The organism is Massilia sp. LjRoot122, from assembly GCF_964252725.1.
Taxonomy (GTDB): domain Bacteria; phylum Pseudomonadota; class Gammaproteobacteria; order Burkholderiales; family Burkholderiaceae_D; genus Telluria.
Map to the genome: position 1 here is coordinate 144280 of NZ_CAXUPB020000001.1, position 14223 is coordinate 158502.

A 14223-nucleotide genomic window follows, 5' to 3' on the forward strand; every position below is an offset into this window, starting at 1 on the left:
GGAATGTCATGCAGCGCCAAGGCCCTGCTTCAGCATCGCCAGCATCTCGCCGGGCGACATGCGCGCCGCGATCTCGGTTCCTTCCAACAGGCTGTCCGCCAGGTCGCGCTTGCGGTGGTGCAGTTCGACGATGCCTTCCTCGATGGTGCCGCGTGCGACCAGGCGGTAGATCGTCACCGGCCGCTGCTGGCCCATGCGGTGGGCGCGGTCCGAGGCCTGGTCTTCCACCGCCGGATTCCACCACGGGTCCATGTGGATCACGTAGTCGGCCGCGGTCAGGTTGATGCCGACGCCGCCCGCCTTCAGGCTGATGAGGAACAGCTCACCCTCGCCGGCCTGGAAGGCATCCACGCGGCGCTTCCGTTCCTGCATCGGGGTGGCGCCGTCGAGGTACTGGTAGGGGACGTGCTTGCCGTCGAGGTACTTGCGGATCAAGCTCAGATGGTCCACGAACTGGCTGAACACCAGCACCTTGTGGCGGTTCTCCAGCAGGCCGTCGACCAGGCGTGCGAAGGCGATCAGCTTGCTGCTGGCGATGCCGGCGCCGGGCGCCACCAGTTCCGGATTGCAGACGGCGCGGCGCAACCGCATCATCTCGGCCAGGATCTCGATCGATTTCTGGCTCTCCGGCGCTTCCAGCGCGGCCAGCTTGTCGAGCGCATCGCGGCGCAGCGATTCGTACAGGGCGCTTTCTTCCTGGGTCAGCTCGACCGGCACCACGATCTCGGTGCGCGGTGGCAGCTCGGTCAGCACCTGCGCCTTGGTGCGGCGCAGGATGAAGGGCTGCGTCAGCCGGCGCAGGCGCGTACGCGCACCGAGTTCGGCACGTTTGTCTTGCGCCTTTTCGATGGGGCCGGCGAAGCGCAGCTGGAACTGGTCGGCGCTGCCCAGCAGGCCGGGGTTGATGAACCTGAACAGGTTCCACAGCTCGCCCAGGTGGTTTTCCAGCGGCGTGCCGGTGGCCGCCATGCGGAAGTTCCCCTGCAGCGCCATCACGGCCTGCGAGCGCTTGGTATGCATGTTCTTGATGGCCTGCGCCTCGTCCAGCACGATGCTGTGCCATGGACGTTTCGCGAACAGCGGCGCTTCCTGCTGCAGCAGGCCGTAGCTCGCCACCACCACGTCGAAGGGGCCGGCTTCTTCCAGCATCGCTGCACGGTCGCCCGGCCCGAACAGCTTGAGGTTCAGGGTCGGCGCGAAGCGCTGGGCTTCGGCGATCCAGTTCAGGCAGACCGAGGTCGGCGCAATCACCAGCGCCGGACCCTCGGGGGCGCGCGTGAGCAGCAGGGCGAGCGCCTGCAGCGTTTTACCCAGGCCCATGTCGTCGGCCAGGCAGGCGCCCACGCCCCAATGCGCGAGGCGTCCCAGCCATTCGAATCCCTCGCGCTGGTAGTCGCGCAGTTCGGCCTGCAGGGTGGAGGGCGGGGCCGGCGTAAAAGCTTCGCTGTCCGCGATGCGCTGCAGGTGCCGGCGCCAGGCCGCATCGCTCTCCACGCCACCCGCATCGCGGGCTAGTTCGGCCAGCGAAAAACTCGCCAGCGGATGCATGCGCAGCTCGTCGCCGTGCATGGTCCCGTAGTCGGCCAGCTCCATCAGACGCCGGTGCAGCTCGTCGCTCAGGGCCAGGTATTCGTTGTCGCTCAGCGCGACAAAACGGCTTTTCCCTTCGCGTACGCGTTCGAGCAGCGTGCGCAGGTCGAGCACGCGCTGCTCGTCGACGACGATGTCGCCATTGGCCGCGAACCAGTCGCGGTCGCGCCGGATCTGGATGCGCACCGATTTCGAGGTCGCGCGCTTCGCCACGCGGAACTTCTCGCCTTCCGGCCAGGCCACCACTACCTTCGCCGGGTCGAGGCCGCGCAGCTCCTCCACCAGCTCCAGGCACAGCAGGGGCTGGCCCAGCAGCCACTCGCCGTGCTCGAATTCACCGTGTTCGAGCGCATGGCAGGCACCGACCAGCTGGCGCTCGGCTTCGCGCTCCGCGTTCAGGTCGCGCCGTGCTTCCGTGCGCACGCCGTTCACGTCGGCGATCACGCTTTCGGCGCCGGTGCCGGGCGCATAGTAGGCGCCCTTGTCGAGCGGGCGCACCAGCACCTGCATGCTCAGGCCCTGCTGGTAGGGACGCAGGTGCAGGTGCAGGCGCGGATCGGCCGCCACCTGCTCGATGTCGCCCGGGCTGGCGCCGATGTCCGACTGCACCGTGACGATCGAGGAAATCGCGCTGATCGCGCGCAGGACGCGGCGCTCGGCATCAAGCGGCACTTCCAGGCCATCGCCGACGATGGCGGCGATGCGGCGGTGTTCCTCGCCGATGCGTACCAGGCGCAGGCGGGTCGGCGTTTCGCGGGTGACGATGACCTCGCCGTCCTGTTCGCCCGGGGCAGGGCGCAGCGAGATCGTGACCTTGCCGCCGCGCGCCTTGACGTGCAGCTCCGGCTCGCCCGGCAGCAGTTCGACCCGCGTGCCGGGCGAGTCCATCCAGAACAGCAGCGGATGGCCGACCAGCGCGGCGACCGCCTTGTCCAGCTCGAACTCGAAACGGATGCCGGTGCTGCCGTAGTAGCGCCGCCCGGCGATGCTGGCGGCGGCCTGCACGTCCTGGGCGGTGAGGAAGTCGAGTTCGCGGGCGTCTTCGGCCAGGCGCTTCAGGCCGATGGCGCGGCCGCGGCTCCAGCCGCCCTGCGCATCGCGCTTCTGTTCGCGTGGTTCCAGCTCGCGCACGCCCATGTGCTCGTCGTAGCGGATCATCCACACCAGGCGCGACTCGCGCACCACTTCGGCGTTCAGGGCCGGCTGCAGGTTGATGAGGGCGTTGAGCTGGCGTTCCCAGGGTTCCTCGCGCTCGAACCAGTGGGTCAGGTCGGTGAAGCGGCCTGCCCTGCGCAGTTCGGCGGCGCGCCCTTCATGGCTGACGGCGTCGGCGCCGCCGATCTGGCCCAGCAGGGCGGCCAGCTGGGCCGACAGCAGGTCGAAGCCGGCGCCTTCCGACTGCGCCAGCATGTCCTCGATGTCCTTGCGCTTGCCCTGCAGTTGCGGCAGGCCGAGCCAGTGGTGCATCAGCGCGCGGAAGGTGAAAGGCTCGAGCGCCATCTCCCAGCTGCGCGAGGCCAGCACCGCGGCGTCGACCGTGCCGCGCCTGATCTCCTGCAGCATGCTGAGCTGGAAGACCACGGCGGTTTCGGGACGCTGCACCGCGCGGGTAGCGATGTCGAGCCAGGCATCGGCCAGCTTCAGCTGTGCCGGCTGCTTGCTGCGCAGGAGGGTGGCGAGGTAGAGGTGGGCGCCGATGCCGTCGAAGATGGCCTTGCGCTTGCCGGTCTCGCGGCGCAGCTGCTTGAGTGCCCCTTCGACGCCCGGCAGGGCGGCATCAGGATCGTCGCGCAGCAGGGCAATCACGCTGCGCAGGAACAGCCCGGCGGCATCGTCGACATCGAGCAGCAGCGCCGATGCCTCGTCCAGGCGTCCGCACAGGATCAAGTGTTCGCCGAGCGCGATGCGCAGCGCGATCGAGGGATCGCCCTGGGCCGCGTGGCGTTCGGCGGCGGCGCGGATCGCGGGCGCCAGCCCGGGTTCGCGCTGCGCATGCTGGACCAGCACCGCCAGCACGCCGTCGCGCAGCGAGGGATCGATGCGGTCCAGCAGGGCCGGATCGAAGGGGCGGGCGCAGACCTCGACCAGCGGGTGCAGGTAGGAGGCTTCATGGCAGCGCAGGCAGGCCGCCAGCAGCGGCGTGACGCTGGAACCGGTTTCGCCGGCCAGCAGCGCCATGCGCAGCAGGGCCAGTCCCTGGCGGTAGCTGCGCAGCACGGGCGCGCCCTGCCAGTCGCGGCGCAGCGGCGTGACCTGTTCGTAGGCGCTGCGCAGGGCGTCGAAGCTGCCATTCTCCAGCGCCAGTGCGAGCGCGGGCCAGACGGCGGCAGGCGCAATCGTGAAACCGCGCCCGACGACGTCGTTGACGAGACCGGCCTCGCGCAGGCGCGCCAGCTCGGCCGCCCACTGTTCGGGCGGCAGCGGCAGGCCGGCCGCCATCAGGTGTTCGAGGATGCGCTGGCGGCCCATCGGCTCGCCGATCAGGGCCAGCAGGGACAGGATCGCCTGTTCGCCCGTGTCGAGTTCGGAAACACTCATGCAGGCAGGTTCTCGATCTCCACCGCCGGCAGACCGGCAGGTACGGGGATGTTAAAAACGCGCAGGTAGAACACCAGCTCCGCTTCCAGCGTCTTCACCACGCTCTCGGCCTTGCGGAAGCCGTGGCCTTCGCCCTCCAGGGTGATGTAGGCCACCGGCACCTGGCGCGCGCGCAGCGCCTCGACCATCGTCTCGGACTGCTGGGGCGGCACCACCATGTCGTCCAGGCCCTGGAAGAAGATCATCGGCCGCTTCAGCTTGTCGGTGTGGTGGATCGGCGAGCGCTCGCGGTAGACGCGTTCGGCCTGCTCGGGCGGCGCGATCAGGTACTGGTTGTAGTGCGACTCGAACTTGTGCGAGTCCGCATCCAGCCCGGCCAGGTCGGACACGCCGTAGTAGCAGGCGCCGGCCTTGAACACGTCGTGGAAGGCGAGGGCGCACAGGGTCGTCAGGCCGCCCGCGCTGCTGCCGCGCACCAGCAGGCGCGCCGGATCGGCCAGGCCCTGTTGCGCCAGGTGGCGCGCGCCGGCCACGCAGTCCTCGACGTCGACCACGCCCCACTGGCCCTTGAGCAGGTCGCGGTAGGCGCGGCCGAAGCCGGTGCTGCCGCCATAGTTCACGTCGAGCACGGCGAAACCGCGGCTGGTCCAGAACTGGGTCGCCAGCTTCAGGGTGCTGGCCGCCATGCCGGTCGGGCCGCCGTGGCCAATGACGATCAGGGGCGGCAGTTCGCCGTCTTGCGGGGCGAAATCGGCATTGGTTGGCGGATAATGGAAGGCGTAGGCGCTGCGGCCGTTCGCGCTCGGGTAGCTGATCGACTGCGGAATCGACAGGTAGCCCGTGGGCGGCAACTGGGCGATCGAACGCGCCAGCACTTCATGTGTACCACCCTCGAGGTCGATGCGGGCGAGTTCGAGCGCCAGGGTCGGCGCACCGCCCAGCAGCGCCACCGTCTGTGTATTCACGCGCAGTTCGCGGATTTCTTCATAGGGCGTCGCGACCTCGGTCAGGACGCCGCCGCGCAGGCGCGCCAGCTTGCTGACGCCGCCCTCGACGTAGGCGCACACGATCTCGTCGTCCGAGCGGAAGCCGTACAGCGAGCCGCCAAAGGTCCACAAGGGCCCGCCGAACTCCGCCTCGCGCGGGCACAGCGGCTGCACCACGCCATGTTCAAAACGGTACAGGTTCCACCAACCGCTGCGGTCGGACACGAAGTGCAGCACACCGCCCGGCGACCATTCCGGCTGGCAGACCGATTCCTGCGGCCCGCCCGCCACCAGCCGGCCATTGGCCAGGCTGCCGTCTTCCTGGATGTCGGCCAGCCACAGCTCGCTGCCTTCCCAGGGCATGCGCGGATGGTCCCAGCACAGCCAGGCCAGGTGGCGGCCGTCCGGCGAGATGCGCGGCGCCGCATAGAAGTCGTTGCCGTCGACCAGTACGGTCTCCTTGCCGTCGAAGCCGATGGCGGCAATCGTGTTTTCCGGATAGTGGCCGCCGGCCGAGTGGTCCTCGCGCACGCTGACCAGGCGGCGGTGCCCTGCATCGACCACGAAGTCGGCATAGCGCCGGCCATTGCCTTCGGCGGTGAGCGGCACTGGTTCAGCGCCGGCTTCGACCCGGTACAGCCGGCTGTCGCCATGGTTGGAGAACCAGGCCAGGCCATCGGAGACCGCATAGGCACCGCCGCCGTACTCATGCACCTTGCTGCGCACGTTGAACGGCGCCGGCGTCAGTTCGCCGCTGCTGCCGACCAGCGTCGAGCGCCCCGCCTCGCTGGCCCGACCTTCCAGCCAATACAGGCTGGCGCCGTCGAGCATGAGCGAGGCCAGCGGCGTGGCGCCGGCCGCGACGACCGAGGCGGTGATCGGGGACGTCCAGGTGCCGCAGGGAGCTTGCTGTTTGGTCATGACGGGTTCCTTCGTTGACTGAAATCGCATTATAAGTGGCGCCCCGGTGATGCGATAATAGAGGTTTTCCCTCCGCATTCATTGCCAGCCATGCCACAATTCGCCCCGCTTCAGAACGACACCTTCCTGCGTGCGCTGCTGCGCCAGCCGACCGACTACACCCCGGTGTGGCTGATGCGCCAGGCGGGCCGCTACCTGCCGGAATACCGCGCCACGCGCCAGCAGGCCGGTTCCTTCCTGGGGCTGGCAAAGAATCCGGATTTCGCCACCGAAGTCACCCTGCAGCCGCTCGACCGCTACCCGCTGGATGCGTCGATCCTGTTCTCGGACATCCTGACCGTGCCGGATGCGATGGGCCTGGGCCTCTACTTCGCCGACGGCGAGGGCCCGAAGTTCGAGCGTCCGCTGCGCACGGAAGCGGAGGTGCGCGCCCTGCAGGTACCGGATATGGCGTCGCTCGACTATGTCTTCAAGGCGGTGACCCAGATCCGCACCGCCATCAACGGCCGCGTGCCGCTGATCGGCTTCTCGGGCAGCCCCTGGACCCTGGCCTGCTACATGGTCGAAGGCGGCGGTTCGCGCGAATTCCACACCATCAAGAAGATGATGTACCAGCGCCCGGACCTGATGCACCACATCCTGGACACCAATGCGCGCGCCGTGGCCCAGTACCTGAACGCCCAGATCGATGCCGGCGCCCAGGCCGTGATGATCTTCGATTCCTGGGGCGGCGCGCTGGCCGACGGCGCCTACCAGGAATTCTCACTGAATTACATGCGCCAGGTGCTCGGCCAGCTGCAGCGCGAGAAGGATGGAGTCCGCATCCCGGCCATCGTGTTCACCAAGGGCGGCGGCCTGTGGCTGGACGAAATGGCGGACATCGGCGCCGATGCGCTGGGCCTGGACTGGACCGTCAACCTGGGCAAGGCCCGGGCGCTGGTGGGCGACCGCGTGGCCTTGCAGGGCAACCTCGATCCGGCCATCCTGTTCGCCGCGCCGGAGCAGATCCAGGCCGAGGTCGAGCGCTCGCTGACCGCTTACGGCAAGCCGTCGAGCGGCCATGGCCACGTATTCAACCTGGGTCACGGCATCTCGCAGTTCACCCCGCCGGAGTCGGTGACGGCCATGGTCGAGGCTGTGCACAGCTTCAGCCGCAAGCAGCGCGCCGCCTGATGTGATCCCTGCTGCGGGGTGTATTTCCGCAGCAAAATCACACTTGTTCACAAGTTCGTCAAACCTCAAAATTATTCCTGTGGACATCTTCGCTGAGTATGAAAATACATAAGCTAATGATTATTAAGGGTTTTTTTCATGGCGAACTGTAGGTATACACAGTAGGGATGATGGTCCACATGTAAATTGTCCCGGCTTCCTGTCCATTGTTCACAAAGTTATGCACAGGATGATGGATGAGTTGGGAAAAGTGCTTGGTTTACGCGGACTTAGCTCAACTCTTCAAGTAAGGTCTGAAGATTCTGGTGCAGCGCAGCGAGTTTTCCCAGTGCACATGTGCAGTTATGCACAGCAAGCCGATTCCAGACCGACTTGTTAACAGGGATAACTCGTGGTTTGCAAGTGATTGAATTTATTGGGTAATTTCTTGTTGTTCCAGTGAATCACCCGAATCGAGTTGATCTAACGTAAACCTCGAACGGGGTCAAGTACAGCGCTATTCACAAAGTTTTCCACAGCTTTACTGCAAACAAAGAAGGTTGAATTTGGCACACTGCTTCCTCCAGGTCGCGCTCGATACGCCGCTCAACAGCTGCTTCGATTACCGCTGGGATTGCCAGCCGGGCGAAGCGCCGGCGGTGGGCCAGCTGGTGCTGGTGCCGTTCGCGCGGCGCGAGGTGGTGGGCATCATCGTCGCCGTGAAGCAGGACAGCGAGGTCCCGCCGGACAAGCTCAAGGATGCGATCGCCGTGCGCAGCCAGCTGGCGCCGCTGCCCGAGCGCTGGCTGGCGCTGGTGCGCTTCGCCGCCGACTACTACCAGCGCCCCTTGGGCGAGGTGGCCCTGCCCGGCCTGCCCAAGAACCTGCGGGTGCCGAAGACCGTGGCGCTCGACCGCGCGCTCAAAAAACTGGCAAAGGAAGACGACGCGCACGACCCCACGCCCTCCGGCATGCCCGTGCTGAACCCGGCGCAGCAGGAGGCGGCCAACGCCATCGGCGGGGCCGAGGGCTTCACGCCGATCCTGCTGTACGGCGTCACCGGCAGCGGCAAGACCGAGGTCTACCTGCAGGCCTGCGCCCAGGTGCTGGCGCGCGATGCCGACGCCCAGATCCTGATCCTGGTCCCCGAGATCAACCTGACGCCCCAGCTGGAAGGGAATATCCGCGCGCGCTTCCCCGGCGTGATGCTGGCCACCCTGCACAGCAGCCTGTCCGAGGGCGAGCGCATGCTGCACTGGCTGGCCGCCCACCAGGGCAGGGCGCGCATCGTGCTGGGCACGCGCCTGGCCATCCTGTCCTCGCTGCCGCACCTGAAGCTGATCGTCATCGACGAGGAACACGACCCCTCGTACAAGCAGCAGGAAGGCCTGCGCTATTCGGCGCGCGACCTGGCGGTCTGGCGCGCCCACCAGCTGGCGATCCCGATCGTGCTCGGCTCGGCCACGCCCTCGCTCGAGACCTGGCACCACGCCGGCTCGCGCCGCTACCGCAAGCTGGAGCTGCGCGAGCGCGCCGTGCGCGACGCCGTGCTGCCCACCGTAAAGCTGGTCGACATGGAGCGCGACCGCCCCAAGGACGGCCTGACGGGCGCCCTGATCGCGGCGCTGCGCGGGCGCCTGGACCGCGGCGAGCAATCGCTGCTGTTCCTGAACCGGCGCGGCTATGCCCCGGTGATCTGCTGCGACGCCTGCGGCTGGATCAGCAACTGCACCCGCTGCACCGCCTTCATGGTGCTGCACCGTCCCGAGCACCGGCTGCGCTGCCACCACTGCAGCCTCGAGCTGCGTATTCCGCGCCATTGCCCGACCTGCGGCAACGTCGACCTGCAGCCGCTCGGGCGCGGCACCCAGCGCGTCGAAGAGGGCCTGCAGGCGATGTTCCCGGAAGCGCGCATCCTGCGCATCGATGCCGATTCCACGCGCCTGAAGGGCAGCGCGCAGGCGGCCTTCGACACCGTGCACCGGGGCGAGGTGGACATCCTGGTCGGCACGCAAATGGTCGCCAAGGGCCACGACTTCAAGAAGCTGACCCTGGTCGGCATCCTCAACCCGGACACCGCGCTGTTCTCGCAGGACTACCGCGCCAGCGAGCGCCTGTTCGCCCAGCTGATGCAGGTGGCGGGGCGCGCCGGACGTGCCGGGGCGGCCTCGGAGGTGCTGGTGCAGACCCGTTACGCCAGCCACCCGCTGTACGGCGCCCTGATGCGCCACGACTACGACCGCTTCGCCGGCAGCCTGCTGGAAGAGCGCCGCCAGGCCGGGCTGCCGCCCTTCATGTACCAGGCGCTGCTGCGGGCGGAGGCGCCCGAACTGGCCACGGCGATCGCCTTCCTGGAGGCGGCGCGCGACAGCCTGGTGTTCGACGCGGTGATGATCAACGACCCGATCCCGATGACGATGACCCGCGTGCACAACGTCGACCGCGCCCAGCTGCTGGTGGAGTCCGCATCGCGTCCGGCGCTGCAGGCTTTCCTGCGCGAATGGGTCGAGATCCTGCGCGCCATGAAGTCGCGGGTGCGCTGGTCGCTCGAGGTCGATCCGCTCGATATCTGAGCGCATGTGGCCTTCGGTGAGAATTCGCCGTCATCCGTCCTGCTAGACTGGTTCGCCACCACGACCGGAGTCAATCACCATGCGCGCACCGACCACCGCCATCCTGCTGCTTGCCATGCTCGGCGCGGCAGCCAGTGCCCATGCCGGCACCCGTTCCGGCGCCCTGGCCGTCGATGGGATCCGCAACGGCATTGCGGCGCGCGACTGCAGCCTGGCCGTGGACCGGCTCAAGAGCGGCCTGAAGAACGAATACCCGGAAGTCCTGCTGCTGGCCGGTTCGCTGTACGAGAACGGCATCTGCGTCAAGCGCGACTGGCCGCGCGCGGTGGATTTCTACGCGCGGGCGCACGCGGCCGGCGAGAAGGATGCGGCGGCCCGGATCGCGGCCGGCTATGCCGACCCGGCCAACGGTCCGGACGTCGCCGCCGCCCTGTGGTGGGCCCTGAAACATACGCCATTCCGGCCAGCCCCTTGCACGGTCCCGAAAGAGGCCCTGGCCGATCCCGACCGCTTCGTGGCGGAACTCAAGGCCTGGCCGCAGGCGCGGCTGTCGACCTGCAATTACCTGGCCGGCGTGATGTCCACGATTGCGGCCGAGGTGAAGTATCCGGAACTGGCGGCGGCCCATGCGATCGGCGGCGACGTGACCCTGCGCTTCCTGCCGGGTGTGCCGCGGATCGAGCTGCAGCGCGGCGAATCACGCGAATACGAGATGGTGGGCTGGGTCAATGCCGATGCGCTGCGCGACCGCAAGTCACGCAGGATGGCCGACGGTTTCCAGGCCGCCCTCAGCACCGTCGGCAACCGCGCCCTGGCGCGCTATCCCCACCCGGGCGGCATACCTGAAGACGCTTTGATTACGGTGAAATACAGCTTCGGCATGGAGCACGACAGGAAGCCTTGCACGGTCTCCCAACCCTGTTCCCCGAATTAGCGTATCGTTCCGCTGTGATTTTGCGGAGGACGCGATGAAGAAACTGGACGTGGATGTCGCCATCATCGGCACCGGCACCGCCGGCATGACGGCCTACCGGGCGGCGAAGGCGCAGGGCGCGCGCACCGTGGTCATCGAAAGCGGTCACTACGGCACCACCTGCGCGCGCGTCGGCTGCATGCCGAGCAAGCTCCTGATCGCCGCGGCGGAAGCGGCCCATACGATGCAGCACAGCGCGCCTTTCGGCGTGCACGCGGGCCAGGTCCGCATCGATGGGCCCGCCGTGATGGAACGCGTGCGGCGCGAGCGCGACCGCTTCGTCGGCTTCGTGCTGGAAGGCGTCGACTCCTTCGCCGACGAAGACAAGCTGCGCGGCCATGCGCGCTTCACCGGTCCGCACACGCTGATGGTGGACGAGCACACCGAGATCAACGCCGCACGCATCGTGATCGCTACCGGCTCCACGCCGCTGCGCCTGCCGGCGCTGGAAAACGTCGGCCCCGGCATCGTCACCAGCGACGACGTGTTCTACTGGGAAGACCTGCCGAAGTCGGTCGCCGTGATCGGCACCGGCGTGATCGGCCTGGAAATCGGCCAGGCCCTGCAGCGCCTGGGTGTGCGCGTGAAGCTGTTCGCGCGCGGCGGCAGCATCGCCCAGCTCAGCGACCCGGAAGTGCTGCGCAGCGCCACCCGCGTGCTCACCGAAGAACTCGACATCCAGTTCCAGTCGAAGGTGGTGGGCGCGGTGCAGGACGGCGAAGAGGTCGCGCTCACCGTCAGCGACGCCCTGGGCGAGGAAAAGACCGAGCGCTTCCAGTATGTGCTGATGGCGGCCGGCCGCACCCCCAACGTGCACGGCATCGGCCTCGAGCACACAGGGCTGGAGCGCGGCGCCGACGGCATCCCGCTGTTCGACGCGCGCACCATGCAATGCGGGACCAGCCACATCTTCATCGCCGGCGACGCCAACAACGAGCGCCCGCTGCTGCACGACGCGGCCGACCACGGCAAGATCGCCGGCGACAACGCAGGCCGTTACCCGGACGTGCGTCCCGGCCTGCGCCGCACGCCGATCGCGGTGGCCTTCACCGACCCGAACATCGCCACCCTGGGCGCCAGCTACCGCCAGCTCTGCGAAGGCGGCAAGCGCAAGTTCGCGGTGGGCGCAGTCTCCTTCGCGAACCAGGGCCGCAGCCGGGTGATGTTGCAGAACAAGGGGATGCTGCGGGTGTATGCGGAATTCGGCTCGCGCCGCTTCCTGGGCGCCGAGATGATCGCGCCGCGCGCCGAGCACCTGGCGCACACGCTGTCCTGGGCCTGCCAGATGCGCATGACGGTGGACCAGATGCTGGACATGCCCTTCTACCATCCGGTGATCGAGGAAGGCGTGCGCACCGCCCTGCGCGACCTGGCGCAATGCCTGACCAGGGGCGAGAGCGAGGTCGACGCGGCGGACAGCGAGCCGGGAACGTAAATCAGTTCAAATAGCTGGCATCCAGCTTGCCTTCGCCGGCCAGCTGGCGCAGGATGCGCACCGTGTCGATGTCGGCTTCCTGGTAAGCCGAACGCTTGAAGTCGTCGTACATGGCGTTGGCCGGGTCGGTATGCTCGCCCTGGCCGTCGTCGTAGCAGAAGCGCAGCAGCAGCACGGCATCGCCGGGCGCCTCGATGACCATCTTCAGGCTGGAGGCGGCGATTTCGCCCTGGGCCGGCACTTCGTAGCGCACTTCCTTCAGCGGCGTCATGTGCACGACGTCGTCGATCACCAGGTCGCCGTAGCGCAGGCGGCGATGGAAGCTGCCGCTGCTGCGTTCGCCGATCGTGCATTCGTCCAGGTGCGGCACGAACATGGTCGGCGATTCGGCGCGCAGCACCAGCCCGCGCCACAGCTGTTCGATCGAAATGGTGTCGATCAGCGGATTGAGCGGATCGTTGATCTGGATGAGATGTTCAAATTTCATGGTGCAGTCCACATAAGCCTTGGCGCGGGGCGCCACAAGGGAGAGATGGTACCCGATCGTGGGACGCTCCGTCGCCTTGGTCTCAGTTATTGCCTAAAAATAGGGCATGCTGCTTGCGCTGGAAAAAGGCGATCGCCACCAGGATCGCGAACGAGATCGCCAGCAGCACCAGCGCATAGGAATGCGCCGCCGCATAGTTGAGCTTTTGCGCCTCGTCGTAGAGGGCGATCGAGGCCACCCGGGTCTGGCCCGGGATGTTCCCGCCCAACATCAGCACGACGCCGAACTCGCCCATGGTATGGGCAAAGCTGAGCGACAGGCCGGTCAGGATGCCGTTGCGCGACAGCGGCAGCACCACCGAGAAGAAGGTCTGGCGCCGGGTCAGGCCCAGGGCCAGGGCCGACTGCACCAGGTCGCGGCTGACGTTGCGGAAGGCCGACTGGATCGGCTGCACCGCGAAGGGCAGGCTGTATACCACCGAGCCCGCCACCAGCCCCGCAAACGAGAAGGGCAGGGGATGCCCGAATATCGACAGCCAGGCCGCGCCCAGCGGCTGCTGCGGCGACATCAGCATCAAGAGGTAAAAGCCGATCACCGTCGGCGGCAGCACGATCGGCAGGCTGACCAGGGTCTCGATGAACAGGATGCCGCGCATGCGGCTGGTATTCAGCCAGTTGGCGAGGGGAATGGCGATCGCCAGCAGCACCAGCGCGGTCACCAGCGACAGGCGCAGGGTGAGCGCGAGCGCGTCCCACAGCTCGGGCGTAAAGGCGAAGCCGGCCGCGGAAAACTCAGTCATTCGCCGGGGGCAGGCCGAAACCGTTGCGCTCCAAAATGGCGCGCGCCGCCGGCGAACCGAGGAAGCGCACGAAGCGCGCGGCCAGCGGCTGGCCGCTACCCGCGCGGGTGACGATGGCGCCCTGTTCGATCGGCGCCAGGCCCGCGTCGCTGATCAGGTGGTAGCGGCCCACGCCCGCCATCTTCGGCGAGCGCACGGTGGCCAGCGACACGATGCCCAGCTGGGCATTGCCGGTCTGGACGAACTGGGCGGCCTGGGCGATGTTCTCGCCGATCACCAGGCGCGGCTGCACCGCGTCCCACAGTTTGTCGCGTTCCAGCGCGGCCCTGGCGGCGCGGCCATAGGGAGCGGTGTCGGGATTGCCGATGGCGACGCGCGCCACCCGCGGGTCGCGCAGCACGGACAGCCCCTGCGCCACATCGAAGCGGGGATCGAGGGTCCACAGTACGATGCGGCCGATGGCGTAGGGACGCAGGGTGGCGGCGTCGGCCGCGCCCAGCTTCGCCAGCTGGGTCGGGTACGTCATGTCGGCCGAGAGAAGAACGTGGAAGGGCGCGCCGTGGCGGATCTGGGCGAAGAAATTGCCGGAAGCGCCGGTGGACACCTTCACTTCCGCCTCGGGCACCTCCTTGCGGAAGGCGGCCGCCAGCTCATCGATGCAATACGCCAGGTCGCTGGCCGCGGCCACCAGCAATGGGGCTGCCTGGAGCGGCCCCGCAAGCAGTGTTGCAAACAAGATGACAAGCAATTTTTTCATGGATTCATTTTA

General features: G+C 67.6%; 9 protein-coding genes. 4 read left to right on the forward strand and 5 right to left on the reverse strand.

Going from position 1 to position 14223, the window contains the following annotated elements; genetic code table 11:
* Positions 1-6 precede the first annotated feature (6 nt).
* Both ACSQ25_RS00690 and ACSQ25_RS00695 read right to left on the reverse strand, forming a co-directional pair.
* Positions 7-4128 (reverse strand): DEAD/DEAH box helicase, encoded by a 4122-nt coding sequence (locus ACSQ25_RS00690; protein ID WP_436103808.1) that lies wholly within the window; start codon positions 4126-4128, stop codon positions 7-9.
* Positions 4125-6035 carry a S9 family peptidase gene (locus tag ACSQ25_RS00695; protein ID WP_436103809.1) on the reverse strand — a complete coding sequence of 637 codons (1911 nt, stop codon included), beginning with the start codon at positions 6033-6035 and terminating at the stop codon, positions 4125-4127. The genes ACSQ25_RS00690 and ACSQ25_RS00695 overlap by 4 nt, the downstream gene beginning before the upstream one ends.
* Before the next feature lie 90 nt (positions 6036-6125).
* Here ACSQ25_RS00695 and hemE point away from each other — a divergent pair, with 90 nt between their 5' ends.
* The 4 genes from hemE to ACSQ25_RS00715 all read left to right on the forward strand — a co-directional run bounded on the left by hemE (position 6126) and on the right by ACSQ25_RS00715 (position 12168).
* The gene (hemE, locus tag ACSQ25_RS00700) at positions 6126-7208 is read left to right on the forward strand and encodes a uroporphyrinogen decarboxylase (RefSeq protein ID WP_436103810.1); all 1083 of its coding nucleotides are present in this window, start codon (positions 6126-6128) and stop codon (positions 7206-7208) included.
* A 545-nt stretch (positions 7209-7753) separates the two neighbouring features.
* On the forward strand, positions 7754-9760 hold the full coding sequence (locus ACSQ25_RS00705) for a primosomal protein N' (protein ID WP_436103811.1): 2007 nt from the start codon (positions 7754-7756) through the stop codon (positions 9758-9760).
* 79 nt (positions 9761-9839) lie between these two features.
* The gene (locus ACSQ25_RS00710) at positions 9840-10694 is read left to right on the forward strand and encodes a hypothetical protein (RefSeq protein ID WP_436103812.1); all 855 of its coding nucleotides are present in this window, start codon (positions 9840-9842) and stop codon (positions 10692-10694) included.
* 34 nt (positions 10695-10728) lie between these two features.
* Positions 10729-12168: a dihydrolipoyl dehydrogenase gene (locus tag ACSQ25_RS00715; protein ID WP_436103813.1), complete on the forward strand. Its 1440-nt coding sequence runs from the start codon at positions 10729-10731 to the stop codon at positions 12166-12168.
* Position 12169: 1 nt separating this feature from the next.
* Here the strand turns inward: ACSQ25_RS00715 and ACSQ25_RS00720 are convergent, their stop codons facing one another.
* From ACSQ25_RS00720 to modA, 3 genes are all read right to left on the reverse strand, one after another.
* On the reverse strand, positions 12170-12655 hold the full coding sequence (locus ACSQ25_RS00720) for an SRPBCC family protein (RefSeq protein WP_436103814.1): 486 nt from the start codon (positions 12653-12655) through the stop codon (positions 12170-12172).
* An 82-nt stretch (positions 12656-12737) separates the two neighbouring features.
* Positions 12738-13454 (reverse strand): molybdate ABC transporter permease subunit, encoded by a 717-nt coding sequence (gene modB / locus ACSQ25_RS00725; RefSeq protein ID WP_436103815.1) that lies wholly within the window; start codon positions 13452-13454, stop codon positions 12738-12740.
* Positions 13447-14211, reverse strand: a complete 765-nt coding sequence (gene modA / locus ACSQ25_RS00730; RefSeq protein ID WP_436103816.1) for a molybdate ABC transporter substrate-binding protein — start codon at positions 14209-14211, stop codon at positions 13447-13449. The genes modB and modA overlap by 8 nt, the downstream gene beginning before the upstream one ends.
* Positions 14212-14223: the final 12 nt, after the last annotated feature.

Coding starts and splice junctions, on each gene's coding strand:
- ACSQ25_RS00695 (WP_436103809.1), bottom strand. CDS start 6,035: ATGACCAAACAGCAAGCTCCCTGCGGCACCTGGACGTCCCCGATCACC.
- ACSQ25_RS00710 (WP_436103812.1), top strand. CDS start 9,840: ATGCGCGCACCGACCACCGCCATCCTGCTGCTTGCCATGCTCGGCGCG.
- modA (WP_436103816.1), bottom strand. CDS start 14,211: ATGAAAAAATTGCTTGTCATCTTGTTTGCAACACTGCTTGCGGGGCCG.
- ACSQ25_RS00715 (WP_436103813.1), top strand. CDS start 10,729: ATGAAGAAACTGGACGTGGATGTCGCCATCATCGGCACCGGCACCGCC.
- hemE (WP_436103810.1), top strand. CDS start 6,126: ATGCCACAATTCGCCCCGCTTCAGAACGACACCTTCCTGCGTGCGCTG.
- modB (WP_436103815.1), bottom strand. CDS start 13,454: ATGACTGAGTTTTCCGCGGCCGGCTTCGCCTTTACGCCCGAGCTGTGG.
- ACSQ25_RS00720 (WP_436103814.1), bottom strand. CDS start 12,655: ATGAAATTTGAACATCTCATCCAGATCAACGATCCGCTCAATCCGCTG.
- ACSQ25_RS00690 (WP_436103808.1), bottom strand. CDS start 4,128: ATGAGTGTTTCCGAACTCGACACGGGCGAACAGGCGATCCTGTCCCTG.